Source organism: Cryobacterium sp. TMT4-10 (assembly GCF_004403275.1).
GTDB classification, from domain to species: Bacteria; Actinomycetota; Actinomycetes; order Actinomycetales; family Microbacteriaceae; genus Cryobacterium; species Cryobacterium shii.
The window spans coordinates 1-25,034 of sequence record NZ_SOGU01000043.1; the positions used below are offsets into that span (position 1 = coordinate 1).

The following is a 25,034-nucleotide window of genomic DNA, read 5'->3' on the forward strand; positions in this document are numbered from 1 at the left end:
ACCCCGTCATCCACGACCAAGTCAACGTGCTCAAGTTCCGTCGCGGGGAACAGGCCATCAGAATCGCTCATAAGCAATTTTCCCAGACCCCACGGCCAAAGACGGGAAATCCGGCGGCGTTTTAAACTTTGCCGTTACTGACCCACGCCCCTAGACGGTCAAGTCACAGGAGCCGGCTTCGTCCTGAACGAATTCGACGGAGATTCTGCCGGAATCGGCCCCAAACCGGCCGAAAGCGTGATTCTACAGCAGAATCTCCGTCGAATTGGTTAGCTGCCGAGGAGCGGGCGACGGATGCCCGGGGGCCCGGTCAGGGGACCGCGCCCCCGACGATCTCGAGCTCGGATTTAGGTGTCTCGCGCTGGCCGGCGATCGCGGCCCCGGCCGCGACGCACACCACGACGATGGCGATCTGTTGCTGTAACAGGAACGTCTCCCCCAGCACCAGCGCACCGAACAACGCGGCGATCACCGGCCCGAAGCTGGTGATGATCGCGTAGAGACGCGGGGTGATCCGGCGCAGGATGAAGGTGTCCAGCGTGTACGGGAAGGCCGACGAGAGCACCCCGATCGCCAGCAGAAGCCCGAGCACGCCCCAGTCGAGGCTGGACCAGTCGACCGTGATCAGCGCGAACGGCACCAGCAGAGTCAGGCTGACGACGCTGGCCACGGAGATGCCCTCCAGGCCAGGGAAGGCGGTGGCGACCCGCCGGGTCAGCAGGATGTACGCCGCCCAAGCCGCCGCCGCCGTCAGCGCATAGAGAACGCCGAGCACGTTCAGAGTGCCGTCTGACCAGGTCAGCAGAAACACCCCGCCCGCGGCCGCGGTGGCGTACACGAAGTCGAGGGGGCGGCGCGACGAGGCCAGGGCCAGGGCGAAGGGCCCCAGGAACTCGATGGTGGCGGCGATGCCGAGCCCGAGCAGGTCGACGGCCTCGTAGAAGGTCAGGTTCATCACCGCGAGCACGACGCCCAGGGCCAGGGCGGGCCAGAGGCGCCGCCAGCTGAGGCCGGCCAGTTTCGGCCGGTAGAACGGCAGCACGGCCGCCGCCATCACCAGCTGCCGCACCGCGACCACGACGGGCGAGCCGACGAGCGGGATGGCGAGGCCGGCGAGGGACGAGCCGAAGTTAATGCTGACCTCTGTGACGACCTGGGCGCCCGCACCGGTCAGGCGGTCGCGTTTCGCGGTCACAGCGCTCCTCCCCGCGGCCGGGGCAGGCGCGCTTTTCGAGAGTACCGGTTCGGCCGGGCACGGATGTTCCGCGCCGCGGGGTCATCTGCCCTACCGGAACACCGTCGCCCTACCGGAACACCGAGCGCGCCACCGCCGTGACCTCCATCGGCACCCCGGCCGGCAGCACGACGGCGAGCACCGGGGGCCGCCAGTAGGCAGTCAGCGTCACGGTGGCGCTCTTCCCGTCGACGGATGCCGCCCCGGCCAGCTCCAGCCCCGCGATGCCGCCGTGCGGGGCGGTGTCCAGATACTCCGCGGCGGCCGCGTGAACGTCGGCAGACACCAGGGCGGCCCGCAGCACCGGGCCGGAGCTGTCCGTCGTGACGGCCACCGCGCTGAGGTCGAAGGCCTCCGCCCCGGCCAGTGCTGCGCCGTCGGCGAGGGTCAGCAGCCGCTTCCGTTCGAGGTACAGGGACGTGGCCGCCACGGTGACGAGGATCAGCACCAGGGCCAGGAAACCGTAGAACATGGTCAGCAACAGGATCGAGCCGTCCTCGTCGCCGGGCCGCGCCGACGCTCGCCGGACCACCGCCCGCCGCCCCGGTCCCCCGCCGCTCATCCGGACCGCCAGAACCGGGACACCGTCTGCGTCGCCGAGGCCTCGAGCGGCACGCTGGAACCGTTCCGCAGCGACAGCACATCCGGCACCAGCGGCAGGGGCACCCGGATGCGCACCGTGACCGTGACCGTGCCCCGGCGGGTCAGGCATCCGTCGGTGTCGGCCCGGCAGTCGACGCTCATCTCGGCGTCCGCTGCGTCGATGCCGTAGTCCGCGAGCCCGAACTGCACCGCGCGTTCGGCCCGGGCGGTCGCCGTGGCCTCGTCGGGAGCCTGCACGTAGACGCGGGCGGCCTGGCGCGCGGCCCCCTCGACGGCGAGCGCGCCGCCCTGCAGCGCCGCCATCGCCAGGACCAGGTAGACCAGCGGCACGAGCAGGATCAGGCCCGCCGTGATGAATTCGAGGGAGGCCGAGCCGCGCTCCGACTCGGCGGGACTAGCGCAGGTCCTCGACGGCAGCATGCCCCACCACCTCCAGCCCGCGGCCCGGACCGAACAGTGCGATCAGCGGCAGAGGCGTGATCACCCGCACCTCCACGCTGGGAAAGCCCTCGTAATCGCCGTACCCGGCCTGCACGTCGGTCGCGAACGACGGACCGATCGCCGTGGTGATCAGTTCCCGGGTGCGGGCGGCGCCGTCGGAGAGGCCGCTGTCCGCGAGCGCGGCGTACCGGGCCCCCTCCGCCGCCGCGTCGAGCACGGTGTTGCGTACGTGCAGGGCGAGCCCCAGCTGCATCACGGCCAGCGTCAGCCCGGTGAGCAGCGCCCCGACCATCACGAACTCGGCGACCGCCGAACCGCTCTCGCCGGCGAGCGCGCCCGTCCGGCGTCGCCACGCCACAGTCATCCGGGGCCAAATCATCCGGGGTCCGGTCATCCGCGGCCAAGTCATCCGGGGCCTACATTCCACTGACCCTGTCGATGGCCTGTTGGAACACGCCGCTGAGGGCGGGGCCGGCGAGGCCCCAGATGATCATGACCAGGCCGGCCGTCATCAGGGTGATCAGCACCCAGCCCGGAACGTCGCCCCGCTCATCTGACCATCGCACCGGGAAACGCCGTCTCAGTGTGTTCATGATTGCTCTCCTTCTCGATGGGGCAGCTTCCTTGATCGGGCGGTCGCCCGGTGGGCACTTCGTTGAAGGGACGGCACGTCAGAACCCGCTCTGCAGGATGAACAGGCCGGGAAAGATCGCGAACAGGATCGTCATCGGCAGGATCAGGAACACCAGCGGCACGAGCATGGCGACCTCCTTCTTCCCGGCCACCTCGATCAGTCCCCGCCTGGCCTCGTCCCTCGCGTCCTGCGCCTGGGCGCGCAGCACGTCCGCCAGCGGGGTGCCGCGTTCCAGCGCTCCGACGACCTGGTCGACGAGGCGAGTCACCGACGGCAGCGCAATCCGGCGAGCGAGATTCTGCAGCGCGGCGGACAGCGGCACACCCGTGCGCACGTCGGCCACGACCCCCGCCAGCTCGCGGGACAGCTCGCCGGTGCTCGTGCGGGACACCCGGCCCAGGGCATCCAGAATCCCCTCGCCGGCCGAGAGCGACAGCGTCATGAACTCCAGCACCGTGGGGAACTCGCTCTGCATCCGGGCCAGGCGGGCGGTGGCCGCCCGCTTCAGCGCCCAGTCCCGGGCGAGGGCGCCGCACACCCCCGCGATGGCCGGCAGGCCGACCTGCATGAGCACGGGCAGGGTGCGGAGGGTCGGCACCGTGGTGACCGCGGCCGCCCCGGCGGCCAGGGCGATGAGTGACCAGACGACCTGCTCCGAACGGAAGGCATCGGCCGTGCGGCTGGATCCCGACTGCCGCAGGCGCCGTTCGATCGTGTCCGTACCGCCGAGAACGGCCGCGAACCCGCGTTTCAGGCCGCCGAAGGTCGGCGCGAACAGGGTGCCGAGTACGGGGATCGGGTGCACCGTGGTGCGCCCGACGAACGCCCGGGCCTCGGCCGAGACGTCGAGGATGTACGGCGCCAGTCGCTGCACCAGGCGCGGGCGGCTGAGCCGGGGCACCAGGCTCGCCAGCGACCACAGGCCGACGCCCAGCGCCGTGCCGCAGAAAAGTGCCCAGGCCAATGGAGCGCTCACCGGAACCACCGTCGTTCTTCCGGCAGCCGCCCCAGGGCCACCATCACCTGGTAGGCCACGACGGAGACCACCAGGCCGCCGACGATCACCACCACCCCGGAGGCGGTGTTGTAGGCGATTGCCGCCTCAGGCCGGGAGGCCAGGAGCAGCAGGATGATCCAGGGTGCTGCCACCCCGAGCCTCGCCGCGCTCACGATCCAGGACTGTCGGGCCTCGATTTCCGACCGGATGGCAGAATCCTGCCGCAGCCAGGCGGCCAGGCTCCGCAGCACGACCGTGAGGTCGGAACCGCCGACCTCCCTGGCCATCCGCAGGGTCTCGAGGATGCGATCGGCCACCGGGTCGGCCAGGGACGCCTTCAGCTCGTCCACCGCCGCGGAGAAATTGCCGCTCGCCCGGTACTCACGCGCGAACGCGGCGAACGACGACCGGGTCGACAGCGGTCCGGCCCCGGCCAGGCTGCCCACGCTGTCGGGCAGCGCCAGCCCCGATCGCACCGCGGACACGAGGTGGTCGACGACGTCGGGCCACACCGCCCGGTTCGCACGAAGGCGGGCCCGCGCCCGCCGGGACGCCGTCACCAGCGGCAGCGCCAGCCCGGAGAGCCCCGCGACAACCGACAGAGCAGCGATGCCGAGAATCGCCTGCGCCAGGGCGGCCACGGCCAGCCCCAGCACCAGCGAGATGGCGACGAAGGCCGCCAGCGGAAGCGAACCGAGTCCCGCCTGGGCGAGGATGCCCCGCAACCGGCCCCGCGCCGGGCTCCGCTCTGCCGCCTGGTCGGCCCGGGGCCAGAGTAACGGCGCCGCTACCAGGAGGAGCCCGGCGCCGAGCAGGCATCCGATCACCAGGATCATGCTGCCCCCGGCCGCAGCACGATTGCCGGGTCCAGCCCGGCCGCGCGGAACTTGGCGAGTTTGGTGGGGTGGCCGCCCGTGGGTTCCAGGGCGCCCTCGCGCATCAGGAAGATGGGGCTGGCCTCGATCACGGAACCGGTCAGCCCGCCGCTCGGGGCGATGACCTCGGTCACCCGACGGCGGCCGTGCCGGTCGATCGCGCAGTGCACGACGATGTCGATGCAACCGGCCACGGTCGGCAGCACAAATGCCGAATCGATGTTGCGACCGGCCAGCAGCGGCAGCGTGGACAGCTTGCCGAGGGCGTCCCTGGCGCTGTTGGCGTGGATCGAGCACATTCCGGGCAACCCGCTGTTGAGGGCGATCAGCAGGTCGAGGCTCTCCGCCTCGCGCACCTCGCCGACGATCAAACGGTCGGGGCGCATCCGCAACGATTCCTTGATCAGGCGCCGCAGGGTGATCTCCCCGGTGCCCTCCAGACTGGGCTGGCGGCACTGCATCGCCACCACGTCACGCGCGGCCAGGTCGAGTTCGAAGGTCTCCTCCACGGTCACGATCCGCTCGGTGGTGCGGGTGGCGGAGAGCAGGGCGTTGAGCATGGTGGTCTTGCCGGTCTGGGTGGCTCCGGAGACCAGGATGTTCTGGCCGGCCAGCACGCACATCCGGAGGAACTCCGCGGACTGCTGGGTCAGCGACCCGAGGCCGACGAGCTGCTGCAGATCACGGATGCGCCGGGTGAACTTGCGGATGTTCACGGCCCAATGCCGGCGAGTGATGTCGGGGATGACGACGTGAAGCCGGGACCCGTCGGGCAGGGAGGCGTCGACGAACGGCGAACTGAGGTCGACACGGCGGCCGGATGCCTGCAGCATCCGTTCGACCAGGTCCCGCACCTCGGTCTCGGTCAGCACCATCGTGGTCAACTCCGGCACGCCGTCGCGGGCCACGAACACCCGGGAGGGCGCGTTGATCCAGATCTCTTCGATGCCCGGGTCGTCGAGGAACGGCTGCAGCGCCCCGAACCCGGTCAGGGAGGCCACCACCTCCCGCGCCGCCTGGCGCTCGTCACCGATCAGCGGGAGCGAGCTGCCCAGGGCCCGCTCGCTGTATCGCTGAAGTTCGTCACGCACGTACTGCTCGGTGAGCCGGTTGTCGGAGGCCAGGTCCACGCCGTCGCGGCGCACCCGGGACCGAACCTGCTCGGTGATGATACGGACGGCTTCGCTCATTCCTGCATGATCGCCCACCTGGGGCAGGCGCCGCCGGACTTATCCACAGCCCCGTCCATCGCGCGCCTGTTCCGCACCCGGCGTCTTCAGTCGAGGCGGCCAGTGTCCCCCGCCGAATGTGGCTAACTCAGGAGATGCCGGGCACCCGAGCAGCCGGACCGCGGAAACACGCGCGGCATGCCGCCACTCGACACGCATCTCCTGAATTGGCCACACGGGCAGCGCCGCAGGTAATACCGCGCTCAGCGGGCCGACCAGCCGCCGTCCATCGTGTAGCTGGCCCCGGTGACCATGGCGGCGTCGGTCGATGCCAGCCAGGCAACGAGCGAGCCGACCTCTGCCGGTTCGACCAGGCGTTTGATGGCGCTCTCGGTCAGCATGATGCTGCTGAGCACCTCCGCTTCCGGGATGCCGTGAACGGCCGCCTGGTCCACGATCTGCTTCTCCACCAGGGGCGTGCGCACGTAGCCGGGGCTGACGCAGTTGCTCGTCACCCCGTGCTCGCCGCCCTCGAGAGCGGTGACCTTCGACAGGCCCTCGAGGCCGTGCTTGGCGGCCACGTAGGCGCTCTTGAACGGCGAGGCGCGGATGCCGTGCACCGAGGTGATGTTGATGATGCGCCCGAACCCGGTCGCGTACATGTGCGGCAGGGCGGCCCGGACCAGGAGGAACGGGGCCTCGAGCATCAGGGCGAGGATGAGACGGAAGTCGGCCGGGGCGAAGTCCTGGATCGGGTTGATCCGCTGGATTCCGGCGTTGTTGACGAGGATGTCCACCCCGGCGAGCGCTTCCGCCAGCACCCCGTCGGTCAGTGCGTGCGTGTCGGCCAGGTCGACGGCCCAGCTGGATCCGCCGACCTCCGCGGCGAGCGCCTCCGCGGCCGCCCGATCGATGTCGGCGACGATGACCCGGGCACCCCGTTCGGCAAGGGAGCGCACCACGGCGGCCCCGATCCCGCTGGCTCCCCCGGTGACTAGGGCTGTGCGGCCGGCGAGCGGCCGAGGCCGCTCCCACCCTGCGATGGAAGCGGCCTCGAATGCATCAGTCATTGCGTTGTCCTCTGTACTGCGTGTATCGCGCTCGTGCGTGCGGGTCGGGGGCGGCTGGTCAGGCGCCGTTCGCGACCGGCTCCAGACCGTGCTTGCGGGCGTCGACGGCGTCGACCTCTCGCAGCGAGATCCCCTTCGTCTCCTTCAGCGTCACGACTGCGACGACCGTGATGGCGCAGGCGATCACGAGGTAGAAGGCAACGGGAACCCAGGACTGGTATTCCTTCAGCAGGGCCGTGGCGATGATCGGAGCCATCGAGCCGGCCAGGATCGACGTGACCTGGTAGCCGAGGGACACACCCGAATAGCGCATCCGGGTCGGGAACATCTCGGACATGATGGCCGGCTGCCCCGCGTACATCAGGGCGTGGAAGCACAGTCCGATGGTGATGGCCACCACGATGATGACGGGATTCTGGGTGTCGAACATTGGGAAGGCGAAGAAGGCCCAGGTCGAACCGAGGATGGCCCCGGCCAGGTACACGGGCTTGCGACCGAAGCGGTCGGACATCCGTCCCACCTGCGGGATCACCAGGAAGTGCACGATGTGGGCGATCAACAGGGCGAGCAGCAGCTTGCTGGTGTCGTACTGGTGCACCGTGACCAGGTAGACGATGGAGAAGCTGACGATCGTGTAATAGAGGATGTTCTCGGCGAACCGAAGGCCCATGGCTCCCAGGATGCCCTTCGGGTACTTGCGCACGACCTCCATGACGCCGTAGCTGACCGCCTTCTCGGCCTCGACCTGAGCCCGGGCCTCCAGGAAGATCGGCGCCTCGCTGACGTGGGTGCGGATGTAATAGCCGATGACCACGATCACCGCGGAGAGCCAGAATGCGACGCGCCAGCCCCAGCTCATGAACTGTTCGGCGGGCAGGATCCAGGACATGGTCAGCAGGACGAGCGTGGCGAGGAGGTTGCCGACCGGAACGGCGGCCTGGGGCCAGCTGGACCAGAAGCCACGGGACTTGTCGGGGCTGTGCTCGGCGACCAGAAGCACGGCGCCGCCCCACTCACCGCCGACGGCGAAGCCCTGCACGAAGCGAAGGGCCACCAGCAGGGCCGGAGCCCAGTAGCCGATGGTGTTGTAACCCGGCAGGCAGCCCATCAGGAAGGTGGCCACGCCGACCAGGATGATCGTGACCTGCAGGGTGTGCTTGCGGCCCAGCCGGTCGCCGATCTGGCCGAAGACGATGCCGCCCAGCGGCCGGGCGATGAACCCGACGGCGTAGGTGAGGAACGCGGCGATGATGCCGTCCAGTTCGCTGCCGGCGTTCGGGAAGAAGAATTTGCCGAAGACGAGGCTCGCTGCCGTGGCATAGAGGAAGAATTCATACCACTCGACGACTGTGCCCACCATCGACGCGGCCACGATCTTTCTCAGGCCCGATGTCTCTTCGCTGGCACTCCGTCCGGATGATCCGGCTTCGACGCGCTGATTGACGCTCATGTCTGACTCCTTCGGTGTCGTCGCTGACACTTCGTGGTGAATTACGGATGGGCCCCGTTCTACCCGGAACGGATCCCTTGAGTATTCCCGCCACACCGATCTGCATCAATGACCACATCTACACACACTATGTGCATACTTGCAGATATGAGCTTCCAGCCCACCCCGGCCTCCTCGCCCAACCCGGACGACCTGTTAATTCTCCTCGGCGTCGCGCGCACCGGTCGCTTCACCACGGCCGCGGAGAGCCTCGGCCTGAACCACACCACCGTCTCCCGCCGGATCGCCGCACTGGAGAGGGCTCTGGACGGGCGGGTGCTCTCCCGCACGGTCGGCGGGTGGGAGCTGACCGAACTGGGCAAACGTGCTTTCAACGCCGCCGAGAACGTCGAGTCAGCGGTCGCGATCCTGAACGGCCCAACGGACCGGCCGCACCAACTGTCCGGCGTCGTGCGCATGTCGGCAACGGATGGCTTCAGCGCCTACATCGCCGCCCCGGCCATCGCCGCGCTGCAGCGAACCCACCCGGCGCTACGGGTGGAGATCGTCACCGTGACCCGCCGTGCCCTCCAGCACCGCTCGGGCCTGGACATCGAGGTCGTGGTGGGCGAGCCCCAGGCGCACCGGGCCGAGGCGTTTCGGCTGGGCTACTACCTGCTGGGCATGTACGCGTCGAGAGACTACCTCGCCGAGAAGGGCACGCCGACGACCGTGGCGGAGCTGACGACGCATCCGCTCGTCTACTTCGTCGATTCGATGCTGCTGGTCGATGATCTGGATGCGCCGCGACGCCTCGTGCCCTCGATGCGGGCGTCGCTGAGCTCCACCAACGTCTTCGTGCACGTCGAGGCGACCCGCGCCGGGGCCGGAATCGGGTTCCTGCCGTGCTTCATGGGCGACCGGCATGCCGACCTGGTGCGCCTGCTGCCGGAGCAGTTCCACGAGCGGTTGCAGTACTGGATGGTGCTCAGGCAGGATTCCCTGCACCAGCCGGCCGTGGCCGCCGTCGTCGCCGCCCTCCGGGCCCAGACGTCCGCCTTCTCGCAGTCTCTGCTCGGAGTCGCATCCGCCCCCTGAGCCGGCTCGCTGGTGACGGGGGCACCCGCGGGCCCGCGCGCTCACGGGCAGGCCGGGCGCACGAAGTACACTGGAACCGCACTTCGCGGGAGTGGTGAAATTGGCAGACACGCAGGATTTAGGTTCCTGTGCTTTCGAGCGTGGGGGTTCAAGTCCCCTCTCCCGCACATGAGTCACATGTCGGCCCTGGACGGCCAATTGAACGACCTGCTGGCGAACACCGGCGTCGTGGTCTTCTATCTGCTTGTCTGGGCGCTGGTCTTCGCGGGCACGGCGGTCTTCCTGGGGGTGTTCATCCCCTTCATCACCGGCGACTCGCTCCTGTTCGGGTCGGGCCTGGTGGCGGCGTCGACACCGAACCTGAGCATCGCGGTGCTGGCCGCGGGAACCGGGGTGGCCGCCTTCCTCGGCGACCAAGTCGGCTTCCTGCTCGGGCGCCACTTCGGCCGCTCGTACCTCGATCGGCACGGCGGGCGCCGCACCCGCGCGGCCATCGTCAAGACCGAGTCCTTCTACCGCAAGTTCGGCTGGTGGTCGGTGGTCGTCGCCCGGTTCATGCCCTGGGCGCGGGTCTTCGTGCCGGTGATCGCCGGTGTCGGCCGCATGAATTACTACAAGTTCCTCAGCAGCAACCTCGTCGGAGCGCTGGCCTGGGGTGTCGGGCTCACCCTGACCGGCTACTACGCGGCGGCCATCCCCGGCGTCAAGAGCGCGGCATACGTGATTGCCGGTGTCTTCATCGCCGCCTCGATCGTGTTCGGACTGCGAACCTGGTTCGCCGACCGCGCCCAGACCAGGCAGGATGCCGCATCGGCGGAGGGCGGCGACGGGCTCCTCGATGGCCCGGCAACCTCATAGTGCCCCACGGCGTTCTATCGAGAATACGGGCTAGCCTGTAACACAGCATCCCGTGATCCCGCCGCCCGGCCGATCTGACCGACGCCAACAGGAGTTTTTACGTGATTCACACTGCTCTGGCCCCTGCGGCCGTCATCCCCTGGCTCGATCCGGAGGTGCTCATCAACGGCTTCGGCCCGTGGGCGCTGCTGGGCGTGTGTGCGATCGTGTTCGCGGAGACGGGGCTCCTCGTCGGCTTCCTACTCCCCGGCGACACCCTGCTGGTCATCACCGGCCTCCTCACCTTCGCCGGCGTGATCCAGATGGACATCTGGTGGGTGGCCCTGGCGATCGGGTTCGCGGCATTCCTCGGCGGCGAAGCCGGTTACCTGATCGGGCATAAATTCGGACCGAAAGTGTTCGAACGCAAGGAATCGGGTTTGTTCAGCGTCAAGAACGTCGAGCGCACGAACGCGTTCTTCGTGCGCTTCGGCGGGGTCGCCGTGATTGTGGCGCGGTTCGTGCCCATCGTGCGCACGTTCGCCCCGGTCGCCGCGGGCGTGGGCCACATGGACTACCGCAAGTACTCGCTCTACAACCTGATCGGGGCCCTCCTCTGGGGCGCCGGCCTCACCTACTTCGGCTTCTTCCTGGGCTATATCCCGCCCGTCGCAGAGTTCGTGCAGAATTACATCGACCTGATCCTTCTGGGAGCGGTGTTCATCACGCTCATTCCCACCGTCTATCACTACCTGCAGTCCGTGCTGAAGGCCCGGCGCGCCACGCGCACCGGCGGGGTTGCCACCCACACCGGCACTCTGGTCCTCGACTCCGACGCTTTCGACGGCGGACACGAGCCCAAGGACCCCGAGCAGCGGAACGACGAGCACACGCGCGACAGCTGACCCGGCGCCGGCGCCCCGGACCCGCGCTGACCGCCTTGCGGCTCGCCGGTCAGAGGTGCGGGTTGTCCTCGTGCTCGGCGTGCCCGGCCGGTTCGAGCTGGAACGTGGAGTGGTCCACGTCGAAATGCTCCGCCAGGCAGGACGACAGCGCGTCGAGCAGAGCCCCGGAGCCTCCCCCGCTGAGCACGCTCGCTTCGACCACGACGTGGGCGCTGAAGACGTGGGCGCCGGACGTGATCGCCCAGACGTGCACGTCGTGCACGGCCACGACGCCTGATGTGGCGAGCAGATGCCGCCGGATCTCCGCGACATCCGTGTCGACCGGAACGGATTCACTGAACACGCGCACCACGTCGCGCAGCAGCACGAACGCCCGGGGCGCGATCATGCCCGCGATGAGCAGCGACGCGATCGCGTCGGCCTGTTCGAAACCGGTGAACAGGATGACCGCGGCCGCCACGATGACGGCCACCGATCCGAGCGTGTCGCCGAGCACCTCCAGGTAGGCACCGCGCATGTTGATCGACGTGCTCGCCGCCGGCCGCAGCAGCAGCAGCGCCGCGAGGTTGGCGACCAGTCCGATGGCGGCCACGACCAGCATGGGCGCGGCACGTACCTCTCCCCCGTCCGCACCGAGGAGCCGGGTGAGAGCACCCACCGTGACGGAGATCGCCACGCCGACCAGGATCAGCCCGTTCAGGAGCGCTCCGAACACCTCGGCCCGCCGATAGCCGAAGGTCTGCCGGTCCGTGGCCGGCCTGGCCGCCACCACGGTCGCCGCGAACGCGATGAGCAGTCCGGCGAGGTCGGAGAACATGTGTCCGGCATCCGCCAGCAGGGCCAGCGAGCCGGTCAGCCAGGCACCGATGATTTCGACCACGAGCACGGTCGCGACGATGCCGATCGCCAACGACAGCCGCGCGCGGTTCGTCTGCGAGGTGTGCGCGTGATCGTGTCCCATGCGTCCACGGTATGGCGAGCGACGCCGCCCCGCCAGTTGGCCCCTCTCCGGGATCGAGCACCGCGCCTGCTCCCGCCGGGTCCGAGCCCACCGGGTCCGAGCCCACCCGTCAGGGCCCGGCCCCGAACCAATTCGACGGAGAATCTGCCCGAAACGGCCCCGAAAGCCTCGAAACCGCCTGTTTAGAGCAATATCTCCGTCGAATTGGTTCAGGGGCGGGGCGGTGGGACGGGGAAGGTCACACCGCGAGCAGGGTCTGCAACACCGGGATCAGCTTGTCGAAGGCACGGGCCCGGTGGCTGTGCTCGTTCTTCACGTTGGGCGTCAGCTCGGCGGCGGAGATGGCGTAGCCGTCGGGCAGGAAGATCGGGTCGTAGCCAAAACCGCCGGAGCCGCTCGGCGCGGTCAGGATCTGCCCCGGCCATTCACCGGTCACGTGCCATTCCGTGCCGTCGGGCAGCGCGAGCGCGGCCACGCAGGTGAAGTGGCCCCCGCGGTGTTCGGCGCCCATGTCACCGAGCTGCCAGAGCAGCAACCGCAGGTTCTCGTCCGAGTCCCTTGCGGGACCGGCCCACCGGGCGGAGAAGATCCCGGGCGACCCGCCCAGCACGTCTACGCAGATCCCCGAGTCGTCGGCGATCGCCGGCAGCCCGGTGTGCGCGGCGGCGGCGCGCGCCTTGATCAGGGCGTTCTCGGCGAAGGTGGCGCCGTCCTCGACCGGCTCCGGGCCGTCATAGGCGAGAACCTCGAGTGCGGGGAGCTTCGGGGCGAGGATGCGACGCAGCTCCTCGACCTTGTGCGGATTGTGGGTGGCGAGAACGACCTGCACGGCCCTAACGCCCCAGTGCCGTCTTCTGGAACTCGGTCAGGGACACCGTGCCCGCCAGTGCCAGGTCGAGTAGCGAGTTCAGCTCCTGCCGGTCGAAGGGAGCACCCTCGGCCGTTCCCTGAACCTCGACGAAGAGGCCGCGGCCCGTGACGACGACGTTCATGTCGGTTTCGGCCTTGGAGTCCTCGACGTAGGCGAGGTCGAGCATGGGCACGCCGCCGACGATGCCGACGGAGATGGCCGAGACGCTGTCGATGAGCGGCTGAGCCTTCTGGCTGAGAAACTTCTTCTCCCGGCCCCACTCGAGCGCGTCCGCGAGGGCGACGTAGGCACCCGTGATGGCCGCCGTGCGGGTGCCGCCGTCGGCCTGCAGCACGTCGCAGTCCAGCACGATGGTGTTCTCGCCGAGGGCCTTCATGTCGACGACGGCGCGCAGGCTCCGCCCGACCAGACGGCTGATCTCGTGGGTGCGGCCGCCGATCCGGCCCTTGACCGACTCGCGGTCCATCCGGGAATCGGTGGAACGCGGCAGCATGGAGTACTCTGCCGTGACCCAGCCTTTGCCCTTGCCGGCCATCCAGCGCGGAACGCCGTTGGTGAAGGAGGCTGTGCAGAGAACCTTCGTGCGTCCGAACGAGATCAGTGCGGAGCCCTCGGCCTGGTCGCTCCAGCCTCGCTCGATCGTGACGGGGCGCAGCTGGTCAGTGGTTCGTCCGTCTACGCGCACAATATCGGTCACGAGATCTCCTTGGTGATGGTGGGGTGCGAAGCGGCGAACTCGGCAAGTTCGCTCAGGCTGAATGAGCCGGTCTCGACCAGGTCGACCCGGGAGATTTCCGGTCCGATCAGGCGATGGGCCAGGCGAAGGAAATCCTCGGCGCTGTCGCCGGTGGCCTCATACCGGTAGCTGGGGGGCGCAGCCTCGGTGCGCGCCAGGCCCTGGCTGACGAGCAGCCGGTACACGTCGTTGGCGGTTTCGGTGTCGCTGGAGACGAGGGTGACCGCGTCGCCCATCACGTACGAAATGGCGCCGCGCAGGAACGGGTAGTGGGTGCAGCCGAGGACGAGGGTGTCGACCTCCGCGGCCTGCAACGGGGCGAGGTACTCCTCGGCGACGGCGAGCAGCTCGTCACCGGTGGTCACGCCCGCCTCGACGAATTCCACGAATCGGGGGCAGGCCTGGGTGAAGAGCCGGATGTTCGTGGCCGCGGCGAACGCGTCGTCGTAGGCGAGGGAGTTGACGGTGCCGAGGGTGCCGACCACGCCGACACGGTTGTTGCGGGTGGCGCGGACGGCGCTCCGCACCGCCGGCTGGATGACCTCCACCACGGGAACGCTGTAGCGCTCGCGGGCGTCCCGCAGCACGGCAGCCGACGCGGTGTTGCAGGCGATCACCAGCATCTTCACGTCCTGCGCGACCAGGTCGTCGAGCACCTTCAGGGCGAAGCCGCGCACATCTGCGATCTTCTTCGGACCATACGGGGAGTGCTCCGTGTCGCCGATATAGAGGATCGATTCGTTGGGCAGCTGATCCTTGATCGCCCGGGCGACGGTCAGGCCGCCCACTCCGGAATCGAAGATTCCTATCGGTGCATCCGTCACGACAGACGAGCCTACCCGGATTCCCTGACAGCTCGCCCGACAGCGCGGTCGCCTGCAGTCCGGGCCGCGGAACTGAGTGCTTTCAGGGCGCATTCCCAGACTCACGGCACGGATGCCGGCACGTACCGAGAAGGGAATATGGCCGTAACTACACTCGAAATACGGGTGCCGCCAACCGACGAGATCCGCACAAAGATGGCGTCACATTCGCCGTTTGAGGAGATGATCACCGTGAATGATCGAGTTGTAATCACCGGGCTGGGCGCCTTGACGCCGCTGGGGAACAATTGGCGCGACACGTGGTCAGGCCTCACCAACGGGCGCAGCGGTGTCGCCCGGATCACCCAGTTCGATCCCACCGGTCTGCCGACGCAGATCGCCGGCGAGGTGAAGAACTTCATTCCGGCCGACCATATGGCCGTAAAGCAGGTCAAGCGCGCCTCCCGGTCCTCGCAGCTCGCGATCGCCGCGGCCCGTGAGGCGGTGGCGGATGCCGGCTTCGGCACCTCGATGGAAGGGATCGACACGGCTGTCGTCGTCAACAGCGCCGTCAGCGGTTTCGCGGAGATCCAGGAAGCAACCGAGCTCGTCAACTCCGGAGACTCCCGGCGCATCCCGCCGCGCTTCGTGCCCTCGGCCCTGCTGAACATGGCCGCCTGCGAGGTCGCGATCGACCTCGGCATCCACGGCCCGGTCAACGCGAGCGCCCTGGCCTGCGCCAGCGGGGCCTATGCGCTCCTCGAAGCCCGCACCATGCTCATCATGGGCGACGCCGACGTCGTCATCGCCGGCGGTGTCGAGGCCGCCATCACGCCCGTCATGTTCGCCGGACTGAACGCCATGCACGCGGCCTCCACGAACAACGACTCGCCGGCCGAGGCCTCCCGCCCATTCGACGCCGACCGCAACGGACTCGTCTTCGGGGAGGGAGCGGTCGTCTTCGTGATGGAGCTGCTCTCCCACGCCCGCGCCCGCGGTGCCCAGATCTACGCCGAGGTGCTGGGCGGCGCCCTCACCAGCGACGGCCACAGCATCGTCGCGCCCGAACCCACCGGCAAATTCGCGAGCCTGGCCATGACCCGCGCCCTCATCAAGTCGAAGCTGAACCCGAGCGACATCGACATGATCTGCGCCCACGGCACCTCCACCCAGGCCAACGACCGGGCCGAGACCTCGGCGATCCGCCAGGCGCTCGGTCAGGCTGCCGATTCCATCGCCGTCACCGCACCCAAATCGATGACCGGCCACATGATCGGGGCCGCGGGCGCCCTCTCCGGCCTGCTCTGCGCGCTATCGATCCGCACCGGAATCATCCCACCCACGATCAACTACACGACCCCCGACCCGGACTGCACGCTCGACTACGTGCCCAGGGTGGCCCGGGAGAAGCCGGTGAAGTTCGCGCTGGCCAACGCCTTCGGCTTCGGCGGCCAGAACTGCATCGTCGCCTTCGGGGCGCTGTAAGCCGAACTCTTTGACGAGGCCGAGTCAGGCCGAGGGATAGGCTTTCCGAGTGACCGAATCCTCAGCGTTCCGCACCGACCGTTACGAGCTCACGATGGTGGATGCCGCGATCCAGAGCGGCACCGCCGATAGGGAGTGCCAGTTCGAGGCCTTCGCACGCCGACTGCCCTCCGGCCGCCGCTACGGCATCGTGGCCGGCACCGGCAGGTTGCTCGAACTGATCCGTTCGTTCCGGTTCGAGGATGCCGAGCTCACCTGGCTGCGTGACAATAAGGTGGTTCGCGAGCCCACCCTCGACTGGCTCGCGAACTACGCCTTCCGAGGCAACATCTGGGGCTACCAGGAGGGCGAGGCGTACTTTCCCGGCTCCCCCCTGGTCACGGTCGACGGCAGCTTCGCCGAGTGCGTGATCCTCGAGACCCTCATCCTCAGCGTGCTCAACTACGACAGTTCCGTGGCCAGCGCGGCCGCGCGGATGGTGTCGGTGAGTCTGGGCAGGCCCCTGGCCGAGATGGGATCGAGGCGCACGGGCGAGTACTCCGCCGTGGCCGCCGCCCGTGCCGCCTACATCGCCGGGTTCGCCTCGACCAGCAACCTCGAAGCCGGACGCAGCTGGGGTGTGCCCACGATGGGCACGGCCGCCCACTCCTTCACCCTCCTCCACGACAGCGAGGAAGACGCCTTCCGCGCGCAAGTGGCCGCTTTCGGCCCGGCGACGACGCTGCTGGTGGACACCTTCGACGTCGAGAAGGGCATCCGGCTGGCGGTCGACGTGGCCGGCCCGGAGCTCGGGTCCATCCGCATCGATTCCGGCGACCTGCCGACCGTGGCCGCGAGCGCCCGCGCCCGGCTGGACTCGCTCGGCGCCGTCAACACCCGCATCACGGTCACCAGCGACCTCGACGAGTACTCCATCGCGGCGCTGTCCGCATCGCCCGTCGACGCTTTCGGGGTGGGCACCTCGGTCGTGACCGGATCCGGGTCCCCCGCGGCGGGCATGGTCTACAAGCTGGTGGCCCACCGGGACGACGCCGGTGAATGGGTCTCGGTCGCCAAGACGTCTCCCGCGAAGATCTCGGTCGGCGGGCGCAAGCGGTCCGTGCGGCAACTCGACGCGGCGGGGATCGCCCGCGCCGAGGTCGTCCTGATCGGCGAGGATCCGGCGGATGCCGCCCCGCCCGCCGAGCCGGAGGGGCGGGACCGCGTACTGCTCGTGCCGCTGGTGACCGCCGGCGTGTTCGACGACCGCTACCTCGGAACGGCCGGAACGTTGCTCGCCCGCGCCCACCACGCATCCGTCATGCAGGAACTGCCGATGGAAGCGTTCCGCCTGGGGCGCGGAGACCCCGTTCTGCCGACCCTGTACCGCTAGAACCGTACCGCTAGGGCCCTACCGCTCCGCCAGGGCCGTACCGCCGCACGGTCAGCGCTTGGGGGTCAGGAGGCCTTCATCTTCTCGTAGATCGCCTTGCAGGTCGGGCAGACCGGGAACTTCTCCGGGTCGCGTCCCGGCAGCCACTTCTTGCCGCACAGTGCCTTCACCGGCTTGCCGGAGATGGCGGACTCGAGGATCTTGTCCTTGGGCACGTAGTGCGAGAAACGTTCGTGGTCGCCCGGCTCGATTTGCTCCCGGTTGAGGAGTTCTTCGAGTTCGCGGTCCAGCGTGGATGTGCCGCCGCCGGCGCCGGGGCTGCCGGGTTCTGCGATGCTCGCACGGAAGTCTTCAGTCATGCCTGACATTCTAGGCAACCCCGCTCGGAAACGGCAGGGAGCACCGGGTCAGGCGCGGATTGCTGAGGCGAGCATCTCCGGGCCCCGTCGATCAAACGCCCGCGAGCCCAGCCAGACCCCGAGAGTCAGGGTCAGGATGCCCACGCCCACGCCCAGCAGGAGGGCCGGCAGATGCCAGATCGGGCTGACGAAGACCCCCAGCAGTCCGCAGGCGATGGCCGGGAGGGACAGGGCGATCGAGCCGGCGAACGTCAGGGACTGGATCAAGGCCGCCGGAGTATCCGATGCCTGCGGCTGGGAGAAGGGGCTGTCTCCGGGTTTCGTCGCCGGGTACGGGAACCGCGCTGAGGCGTAACTCGAGAAGCCAAGCCCGGTCAGCAGGATGCACGTGCTCACTCCCAGCACCGAAGGCAGGGCGGTCCAGTCGCCGTAGACGGAAATGCTGATCGCCGACCCGATGCCGATCAGGGGGATGCCCACCATCAGGGCCGGAACGAGGCGGCCGAGCCGGTCGGATAAACCGCGGGTGCCGGAAGCCACGTGCAGCCAGACGGCGGTGTGGTCGAGGGCCACGTCGTTGTGCAGCGTCCAGCCCAGGAAGACGCTCATCAGGGGCACCGGGAGCAGTGCGAGGTAGGACAGGGGGATCCCGGCGAAGTTCAACGGGATGATCACGAGCACCGGGATGATCGGAATCATGATCAGCGACATCCAGTACCGCGAGTCGCGGCGCCAGTAGGTGAGGCTGCGGGCGGCGATGGCGCCGACGGGCGTGTGCGGCATGCGGTCGAACCACCCGAGACCGCCGTACTGACGAGCCGGGGCTTCCCGACCCGGCGTGACCAGCATCCGGGCGACGAGGCCCTGCCACGCCTGCCACAGCACGTAGACCGTCGCCAGTGCCACGAGGAGCTTCAGGAAAGCCGTGCCCCAGGAACCCGTCGCCGCGTCTCCCGGAACGGCCCAGGCCGCGCCCAGCGGCGTCCAGCCGAGAATCGCGGACAGCCCTCCGAGCAGGTCGAGGCCGTACTGTTCCCAGTCGAAGTTGAGGGCCAGGAGCACGACGGGCGCGATCATGACCAGCACCAGCACGCCGATGATTCCGGTGAACTCGCGCGACCGGCGGGTCGCCAGCAGGAATGCGGCCAGGGACGTGCTGACCCGCGACGCCAGCATGCACGTGGCCAGCAGCACAACGGCGGACACCAGGGCCAGGAGTGTCTCGAGGATGCCCCGCGACCAGGTCACGACGGTGCCGAGAAGAACCAGAGCCAGTACGAACGCGGGCACCCCGATGACCGAGGACACCGCCAGTCCGAGCGACAGCTGCCGATTCGGAATGCCCATGATCGCGAACTTGCGCGGGTCCATCGCGTCGTCGACGCCGAACACGAGCGGGACCAGCAGGAAGCCGAGCATGACGAATGCCCCGCAGACGACCATGCCGTCGCGGATGGCCTCGACGTCACCGGTGAATCGCAGCCCCACCAGCAGAACCAGAAGGCCCAGCGCTAGGACGAGCCCGTACAAAAGCCCGATCGCGATGCCCACGATCTGCCAGGGGCTGCGCCGGAAGAGATTGGCGAGCAGACGGAGTCTCAGTCCGAGAAACTGTGCAACCACTCCATGCCCTCCGCCACTTTGCGACCGCCGGCCAGTTCGATGAACCGTTCCTCGAGCGTCGACTCACCGCGCACCTCGTCAACGGTGCCGGACGCCAGAACGGCACCCTGCACGATGATGGCCACATGGTCACAGACCCGCTGGATCATGTCCATACCGTGACTGGAGAGCACGACCGTGCCCCCGCTGGCCACGTACTTCTGCAGGATCTCGGTGACGTTGACGGCCGAGACCGGGTCCACGGATTCGAACGGTTCATCGAGTACCAGCAAGCGTGGCGAGTGGATCATGGCGCAGGCCAGGGCGATCTTCTTCGTCATACCGGCCGAGTAGTCGGCGACCAGCCGGTTGAGAGCCTCCTCCAGCCCGAAGGCCACGGCCAGGTCCGCCGAACGCTTCCGCACCGTCACGGCATCGAGCCCGCGCAGAACTCCGGAGTAGTAGATGAGCTGGGCGCCGGTCAGCCGGTCGAACAGCCGCAACCGGTCAGGAAGCACTCCGATCAGGCGCTTGGCTGCGATCGGACTCCCCCAGACGTCGATCCCGTTGATCGTCACTGAGCCTTCATCCGGCCGCAGCAGGCCGGTGATCATGGACAGCGTCGTGGTCTTGCCGGCGCCGTTGGGCCCGACGATCCCATAGAACGATCCGGTCCGCACCTCGAGGTCGACCCCCGCCACGGCGACGGTCTGGCCGAAGCTCTTCCGCAGGCCGCTCACGGCCAGGACGATCGGCGCCGCAGGGTCTGTGGGCGCGACCGGTGCGACCGCGGACTTCCGGGGCGTGCGGTTGGATGCGGGACGCTTCGGCTCCGCGACGACTGGCTCAACGACGACGGACTCAACGACGACGGACTCAACGGCATGGGGGTCGGCAACAGGTTCAACGACGGGTTCGACGCGAACGGGTGCCACCGCGACCAGCGGCACGTCCGCGGCGAGGGGCACATCCGCCACCTCGAGTGCAAGCGGCACGTCCGCGACAAACGGCACTCCGTCGACGACGGATGCCGCGGCCCCGGCCGACGAGTCGTCGCCGCTTCCGGCAGGCTCCGGAACCAGCCGACCGGTCGACGCCTGGAGCGCAGCCGCGCGAACGGCTGCAGCCTTCGCCGCACTGGCCTTGGCGGCGCTGGCTTTGGCTGCGCTGGCCTTCGCCGAGCTGGTCTTGGTGGCCGTGGCCTTGGCCGCGCCGGCCCGTGCCACGCCCGATTTCACGGCGGACTCCGACTTCGCCGCCGCCGTGCGGGCGGCGGTCGCCCTTGCCGCGGCCGTCCGGGCGGACGGTGTCCGGGGAGTGGCCGCCGGGGCGGAGGAGACGGCTTCGCCCGCCGCCGACTCGCGGGCGGGAGTCGACGCCCCGACGGCCTTCGTGGGCCTGGCCCTGGCCACCGGCTTCTTCGGCGCGGTGAGCGCGGAAGCGGGAGCGGAATCGGCACCGAGATCCGCCGCGGCTGCCCTGGCGGAGGCGGTGGTGGGGCGCGCTGTGGCCGGACGGGGGGTACCCGGCGTGCGCGCCGGGGCCGTTCTGACCGTGGATTTACGCACCGGCATCTTGCGCACAGGCAGGGTCGCCGTGGCCTCTGATTCAGCGGAAACCTGCCTCGGTACTGCAGTCCTCGGCTCGCGGGGCTCGGAATTGGGGGGCACGTCAGTCACCTCGCTAACCTACCAAGGACCGTCTGACACCGCAGGTTTGGGGGGTCAGCCAAAGACACATTCTGCGGTGCCCGGGACACCGGTCGGGTCACGAAAGCAACACGTTACGAGCATGCTCTTCCCCCGGATATGGCCCTTAAGGTATTCTGAAGCGGGCATAACGGTGTGTCTATACGTGACCTTATGGGTGAACCCTAGACAAACTCTGTCCCACTACGAGTGTTGTCTCGGTCCCAAAACTTTTTGAAGGAGACAATCGTGACCACTCAGGTAGTCATTCTGGCAGCAGGCATGGGCAGCAGACTCGGCCGTTCGCTCCCGAAGCCGCTCACCGAACTCAACGACGGTCGAACGATCATGCAGCAGCAGTTCGACAACATCGGGCACGCCTTCGGCAAGAAGGCCAAGGTCACCATCGTCGTCGGCTACAAGCTCGAGCACATCATCGAGGCCTTCCCGCAGGCATCCTTCGTCTACAACGAAGAATACGACCAGACGAACACGTCGAAGAGCCTGATGCGTGCCCTGCAGGCCTCCACCACCGGCGGAGTGCTGTGGATGAACGGCGACGTCGTCTTCGACCCCGCCATCCTCGATCGCGCCGCCGCCATGGTGGCTCGCGACCAGTCCTTCGTGACCGTCAACACCTCCAAGGTGTCCGACGAAGAGGTCAAGTACACGACCAGCGCCGAGGGCTACATCAAGGAACTGTCGAAGACCGTCAAGGGCGGCCTCGGCGAAGCCGTCGGCATCAACTACATCTCCAGCGCCTACAAGGCCGTTCTGCTTCACCACCTGACGAAGGTGGGCGACCAGGACTACTTCGAGCGCGGCATCGAACTTGCCATCGAGAAGAACAACCTGCTGGTCGAACCGCTCGACATCTCCGACTTCTATGCCGTCGAGGTCGACTTCGCCGAGGATCTCGAGCGGGCCAACCTGTTCGTCTAGGCCTGTTCCTCCAGGCGTTGGCACCTGGGGCCGCGTCTTGCGGCCCTACGATAGAGCGCGTGAGTAGTTACGCGGAAGTGCGCCCTGAGCAGCGCACGTCTTCCGCCCGATATCGTCATTCCCTCTGGTTGCTCACTCAGCGGGACCTGCGCGTGCGGTATTCGACGTCGCTGCTCGGCTACTTCTGGTCAATCCTCGACCCGCTCGTGATGGCCGGGATCTACTGGTTCGTTTTCACGCAGGTCTTCCAGCGCGGCGTGGGCAACGAGCCGTACATCGTGTTCCTCCTCGCCGCCCTGCTGCCCTGGATGTGGTTCAACGGCACGGTCTCCGACTGCACCCGGGCGTTCCTTCGGGAAGCAAAGCTCATCCGGTCGACGAGGATCCCCCGCACGATCTGGGTCAACCGGCTGGTTCTCTCCAAGGGGATCGAGTTCCTGGCGTCCATTCCGGTACTGGTGCTGTTCGCGGTCTTCTCCGGCGCGCAGATCAACCTCGACGCCGTCTTCTTCCCGCTGGCCATCCTGATCCAGGCGGTGCTGACTGTCGGGGTGGGCCTCATCGTCGCTCCGCTGGTGGTCTTCTTCCGCGATCTGGAGCGCGCCGTCAAGCTCGTGCTGCGTTTCCTCTTCTACGCCTCCCCGATCATCTACGGCACCACCGACCTACCGGAACAACTGCAGTTCTGGGCGGCATTCAACCCGCTCAGCGGCATCTTCAGCCTGTATCGCGCAGCGTTCTTCCCTGGGCAGCTCAACTGGGCCGTCGTCGGTGTCAGCGCCGCAATGTCGCTTGCGCTGCTCCTGGGCGGGCTCGTTGTCTTCACGCGCACGGAGCGCGCAGTCTTGAAGGAGATCTAGTGCCGGCACCGGTGATCACCCTGACGGGGGTCGGCATCCGTTTTCGACGCAATCGGCGCGGCCGCCGCACGTTCAAGGACATGTTCGCCGGCAGCAAGCGGCGGATCCGCCCAGGCGAGTTCTGGGCGCTGCGGAACGTGTCCTTCTCCGTGCAGCGCGGCGAGGCGATCGGCGTGGTCGGTCGCAACGGCCAGGGCAAGTCCACCCTCCTGAAACTCGTCACCGGCGTCGTGCTGCCCGACGAGGGCACCGTGCACGTGACGGAGGGCGTCGCCCCGCTGATCGAGATCACCGGCGGGTTCGTCGACGACCTGAGCGTGCGCGACAATGTGTACCTCACAGCGGGCCTGCACGGCATGACGAAAAAGCAGATCAACGTGCGCTTTGACGAGATCATCGAATTCGCCGAGATCGCCGATTTCGTCGACACGCCCTATAAGCACCTGTCCAGCGGGATGAAGGTGCGCATCGCTTTCGCCGTCATTTCCCGCCTCGAGGAACCGATCCTCCTCGTCGACGAGGTACTCGCCGTGGGCGACAAGGCCTTCCGGGAGAAATGCTACCGGCGCATCGAGGAGCTCCTCGCGGGCGGACGGACACTGTTTTTCGTCTCGCACAACGAACGGGACCTACGCCGGTTCTGCACCCGGGGTCTGTACCTGGACAAGGGCAAGCTGGTACTGGATGCGCCCATCGACGAGGTCCTGGCGCTGTACAACACCCAGTACGGCATCAAGTCGGCCTGATCTGGCCCGTCCACGTCGAGCCGGTCGACCGCGTGAGACTGTCGCGTGTGGGCGGCAACTGCTCGGCGCTGAACCCGGTCATCAAATCGCCTGGCTCCAGGCCGAGCACCGTTGCGAGCCGAATCAGCGTGTGAAACGTCGGATTGCCGTGACCGCGGTCGATACGCGCATAATTCGACACGTTGAGCCCGGCCAGGAGCGCCACGGCCTCCTGATTGAGGGCGAGCTGGCGTCGCCGGCGCCGTAACCTCAGTCCGAGGATGCGCGATGCTTCCGATTTCGGGTCAGACATCCTCCCTGTATAGGCGCGCCCGGCGATTCCCACCAGTGGCCCATCTGAGACACGTAAACTCATCGAGAATTCGAAGGAGCGTGCTCTGATGGCCAGAAAGCCACAACCAATGGTGTCGACAACGGGCGGTCTGCCCCAGGGCGGGCAACTGCCGTCCGGAGTCATCGCGGGCTTCGACCGTGTGATGGCGATCCACCGCCCGGCCGTGCTGGCGCACATCCGCGCGATCCGCCGGCGGTCCCCTCACGCGACCCCGGTCGAGATCATCGTCATCCTCGAACGGCGCTATGTCGCCGCCGTCACCACCGGCGGCGCGGCCGTCGGCGCGACAGCGGTCATCCCGGGCGTGACCACCGGCATCACCCTGGCCCTGTCCGGGGTGGAAACGGCCGGCTTCCTCGAAGCGACGGCTCTGTTCACCCAATCGGTGAGCGAGGTGCACGGCATCGCCGTCGCCGACCCGGAACGCGCCCGCGCCCTGGTGATGACGATGATGCTCGGACACGAAGGATCGGAACTCGTGCGCCAGCTGGCCGGCCAGGCCACGGGCAATGGGGCCGCGCGCAACGTCTACTGGGGCGAACTCGTCACCACCAGCCTCCCCCGAGCCATCATGGGGCCGCTGACGGACCGATTGAAGAGCAGCTTCCTCCGGCAGTTCGCGGCCAGGGGCGGGGCCAGCTTCATCGGAAAGGCCCTCCCGTTCGGTGTCGGCGCGATCGTCGGCGGTGCCGGCAACAACATCCTCGGCAAGCGGGTGGTGCAGACCTCGCGGATGGCATTCGGCCTGCCGCCGGCCGGCTTCAGCCCCGACCTCGACCCGAAAATGCCGGATCTCGTCGTGGGCGAAGGCACCGCGGCGCGCCGGATCGCCGTCTTCAACCGCAGGACCCTGTCCGGGCTGTCCGGCCGGCTGTCCCCGCGGCGACGGATGCAGCCCGCGCGAGGTCCACAGGAACCGGCCGGCAATCCCGCGTCCGGCCCAGCCCCCGTGTAGCGAAATCGAAAGGCCTGGCCTGGTCCCG

At 68.2% G+C, this 25,034-nt stretch carries 27 protein-coding genes and 1 tRNA gene; 10 read left to right on the top strand and 18 right to left on the bottom strand.

Annotated elements, in window-relative coordinates; translation table 11 throughout:
* Positions 1-310 precede the first annotated feature (310 nt).
* The 10 genes from E3T42_RS06575 to E3T42_RS06615 form a co-directional block, all read right to left on the bottom strand.
* Positions 311-1,195 (bottom strand): DMT family transporter, encoded by an 885-nt coding sequence (locus E3T42_RS06575; protein ID WP_134366005.1) that lies wholly within the window; start codon positions 1,193-1,195, stop codon positions 311-313.
* Positions 1,196-1,304: 109 nt separating this feature from the next.
* A complete protein-coding gene (locus tag E3T42_RS06580; protein ID WP_241975888.1) occupies positions 1,305-1,766 on the bottom strand; it encodes a pilus assembly protein TadG-related protein in 462 nt (153 codons plus the stop codon).
* Positions 1,767-1,792: 26 nt separating this feature from the next.
* Positions 1,793-2,257, bottom strand: a complete 465-nt coding sequence (locus E3T42_RS06585) for a hypothetical protein (protein ID WP_134366007.1) — start codon at positions 2,255-2,257, stop codon at positions 1,793-1,795.
* Positions 2,232-2,642 carry a TadE/TadG family type IV pilus assembly protein gene (locus tag E3T42_RS06590; RefSeq protein WP_134366008.1) on the bottom strand — a complete coding sequence of 137 codons (411 nt, stop codon included), beginning with the start codon at positions 2,640-2,642 and terminating at the stop codon, positions 2,232-2,234. Before E3T42_RS06590 ends, E3T42_RS06585 begins: the two co-directional genes overlap by 26 nt.
* A 52-nt stretch (positions 2,643-2,694) precedes the next feature.
* A complete protein-coding gene (locus tag E3T42_RS16690) occupies positions 2,695-2,871 on the bottom strand; it encodes a hypothetical protein (protein WP_166787107.1) in 177 nt (58 codons plus the stop codon).
* A 78-nt stretch (positions 2,872-2,949) separates the two neighbouring features.
* A complete protein-coding gene (locus E3T42_RS06595; protein ID WP_134366009.1) occupies positions 2,950-3,888 on the bottom strand; it encodes a type II secretion system F family protein in 939 nt (312 codons plus the stop codon).
* The gene (locus E3T42_RS06600) at positions 3,885-4,745 is read right to left on the bottom strand and encodes a type II secretion system F family protein (protein WP_134366010.1); all 861 of its coding nucleotides are present in this window, start codon (positions 4,743-4,745) and stop codon (positions 3,885-3,887) included. Before E3T42_RS06600 ends, E3T42_RS06595 begins: the two co-directional genes overlap by 4 nt.
* Positions 4,742-5,974, bottom strand: a complete 1,233-nt coding sequence (locus E3T42_RS06605; RefSeq protein WP_134366011.1) for a CpaF family protein — start codon at positions 5,972-5,974, stop codon at positions 4,742-4,744. The genes E3T42_RS06600 and E3T42_RS06605 overlap by 4 nt, the downstream gene beginning before the upstream one ends.
* Before the next feature lie 242 nt (positions 5,975-6,216).
* Complete coding sequence (locus tag E3T42_RS06610) at positions 6,217-7,023, bottom strand: 3-hydroxybutyrate dehydrogenase (RefSeq protein ID WP_134366012.1); 807 nt, start codon at positions 7,021-7,023, stop codon at positions 6,217-6,219.
* A gap of 58 nt (positions 7,024-7,081) precedes the next feature.
* A complete protein-coding gene (locus E3T42_RS06615; RefSeq protein WP_134366013.1) occupies positions 7,082-8,473 on the bottom strand; it encodes an MFS transporter in 1,392 nt (463 codons plus the stop codon).
* Between the two features lie 147 nt (positions 8,474-8,620).
* Here E3T42_RS06615 and E3T42_RS06620 point away from each other — a divergent pair, with 147 nt between their 5' ends.
* From E3T42_RS06620 to E3T42_RS06635, 4 genes are all read left to right on the top strand, one after another.
* On the top strand, positions 8,621-9,550 hold the full coding sequence (locus E3T42_RS06620; RefSeq protein ID WP_241975889.1) for a LysR family transcriptional regulator: 930 nt from the start codon (positions 8,621-8,623) through the stop codon (positions 9,548-9,550).
* A gap of 85 nt (positions 9,551-9,635) precedes the next feature.
* Positions 9,636-9,717: transfer RNA gene (locus E3T42_RS06625), tRNA-Leu, on the top strand.
* Between the two features lies 1 nt (position 9,718).
* On the top strand, positions 9,719-10,408 hold the full coding sequence (locus tag E3T42_RS06630) for a DedA family protein (RefSeq protein WP_241975890.1): 690 nt from the start codon (positions 9,719-9,721) through the stop codon (positions 10,406-10,408).
* A 101-nt stretch (positions 10,409-10,509) separates the two neighbouring features.
* Complete coding sequence (locus E3T42_RS06635; RefSeq protein ID WP_370261904.1) at positions 10,510-11,292, top strand: DedA family protein; 783 nt, start codon at positions 10,510-10,512, stop codon at positions 11,290-11,292.
* Between the two features lie 49 nt (positions 11,293-11,341).
* Here E3T42_RS06635 and E3T42_RS06640 read toward each other — a convergent pair whose 3' ends face one another.
* The 4 genes from E3T42_RS06640 to murI form a co-directional block, all read right to left on the bottom strand.
* On the bottom strand, positions 11,342-12,253 hold the full coding sequence (locus tag E3T42_RS06640; protein WP_134402695.1) for a cation diffusion facilitator family transporter: 912 nt from the start codon (positions 12,251-12,253) through the stop codon (positions 11,342-11,344).
* Positions 12,254-12,491: 238 nt separating this feature from the next.
* A complete protein-coding gene (gene rdgB / locus E3T42_RS06645) occupies positions 12,492-13,082 on the bottom strand; it encodes an RdgB/HAM1 family non-canonical purine NTP pyrophosphatase (protein ID WP_134366016.1) in 591 nt (196 codons plus the stop codon).
* 4 nt (positions 13,083-13,086) lie between these two features.
* The gene (gene rph, locus E3T42_RS06650; protein WP_134366017.1) at positions 13,087-13,821 is read right to left on the bottom strand and encodes a ribonuclease PH; all 735 of its coding nucleotides are present in this window, start codon (positions 13,819-13,821) and stop codon (positions 13,087-13,089) included.
* Positions 13,818-14,684, bottom strand: a complete 867-nt coding sequence (murI, locus tag E3T42_RS06655; protein WP_134366018.1) for a glutamate racemase — start codon at positions 14,682-14,684, stop codon at positions 13,818-13,820. The genes rph and murI overlap by 4 nt, the downstream gene beginning before the upstream one ends.
* 231 nt (positions 14,685-14,915) lie before the next feature.
* Between murI and E3T42_RS06660 the strand changes: the two genes are divergently transcribed.
* Both E3T42_RS06660 and E3T42_RS06665 read left to right on the top strand, forming a co-directional pair.
* Positions 14,916-16,148 (top strand): beta-ketoacyl synthase, encoded by a 1,233-nt coding sequence (locus E3T42_RS06660; protein WP_198415990.1) that lies wholly within the window; start codon positions 14,916-14,918, stop codon positions 16,146-16,148.
* A gap of 49 nt (positions 16,149-16,197) precedes the next feature.
* The gene (locus E3T42_RS06665) at positions 16,198-17,520 is read left to right on the top strand and encodes a nicotinate phosphoribosyltransferase (protein ID WP_134366019.1); all 1,323 of its coding nucleotides are present in this window, start codon (positions 16,198-16,200) and stop codon (positions 17,518-17,520) included.
* Between the two features lie 65 nt (positions 17,521-17,585).
* Here the strand turns inward: E3T42_RS06665 and E3T42_RS06670 are convergent, their stop codons facing one another.
* The 3 genes from E3T42_RS06670 to E3T42_RS17270 are packed head-to-tail and all read right to left on the bottom strand — an operon-like array spanning position 17,586 to position 21,055.
* Entirely contained in the window at positions 17,586-17,879 is a 294-nt protein-coding gene (locus tag E3T42_RS06670; RefSeq protein ID WP_134366020.1) for a DUF3039 domain-containing protein, read from the bottom strand.
* 48 nt (positions 17,880-17,927) lie between these two features.
* A complete protein-coding gene (locus E3T42_RS06675) occupies positions 17,928-19,502 on the bottom strand; it encodes a hypothetical protein (protein WP_241975891.1) in 1,575 nt (524 codons plus the stop codon).
* The gene (locus tag E3T42_RS17270) at positions 19,478-21,055 is read right to left on the bottom strand and encodes an ABC transporter ATP-binding protein (protein WP_134366021.1); all 1,578 of its coding nucleotides are present in this window, start codon (positions 21,053-21,055) and stop codon (positions 19,478-19,480) included. The genes E3T42_RS06675 and E3T42_RS17270 overlap by 25 nt, the downstream gene beginning before the upstream one ends.
* A gap of 363 nt (positions 21,056-21,418) precedes the next feature.
* Here E3T42_RS17270 and E3T42_RS06685 point away from each other — a divergent pair, with 363 nt between their 5' ends.
* Genes E3T42_RS06685 through E3T42_RS06695 form a run of 3 tightly spaced genes read left to right on the top strand, consistent with a single transcriptional unit; the run spans position 21,419 to position 23,717 of the window.
* Positions 21,419-22,111 (top strand): NTP transferase domain-containing protein, encoded by a 693-nt coding sequence (locus tag E3T42_RS06685; RefSeq protein WP_134366022.1) that lies wholly within the window; start codon positions 21,419-21,421, stop codon positions 22,109-22,111.
* A gap of 59 nt (positions 22,112-22,170) precedes the next feature.
* Positions 22,171-22,971 carry an ABC transporter permease gene (locus E3T42_RS06690; RefSeq protein WP_241975892.1) on the top strand — a complete coding sequence of 267 codons (801 nt, stop codon included), beginning with the start codon at positions 22,171-22,173 and terminating at the stop codon, positions 22,969-22,971.
* Positions 22,971-23,717, top strand: coding sequence for an ABC transporter ATP-binding protein (locus E3T42_RS06695; protein ID WP_134366023.1), 747 nt, complete (start codon positions 22,971-22,973; stop codon positions 23,715-23,717). The genes E3T42_RS06690 and E3T42_RS06695 overlap by 1 nt, the downstream gene beginning before the upstream one ends.
* Here E3T42_RS06695 and E3T42_RS16695 read toward each other — a convergent pair.
* Positions 23,704-24,009 carry a helix-turn-helix domain-containing protein gene (locus tag E3T42_RS16695; RefSeq protein WP_160141025.1) on the bottom strand — a complete coding sequence of 102 codons (306 nt, stop codon included), beginning with the start codon at positions 24,007-24,009 and terminating at the stop codon, positions 23,704-23,706. The two genes, E3T42_RS06695 and E3T42_RS16695, sit on opposite strands and share 14 nt — an antisense overlap.
* A gap of 88 nt (positions 24,010-24,097) precedes the next feature.
* Here E3T42_RS16695 and E3T42_RS06705 point away from each other — a divergent pair, with 88 nt between their 5' ends.
* A complete protein-coding gene (locus E3T42_RS06705) occupies positions 24,098-25,006 on the top strand; it encodes a hypothetical protein (RefSeq protein ID WP_241975893.1) in 909 nt (302 codons plus the stop codon).
* Positions 25,007-25,034 lie beyond the last annotated feature (28 nt).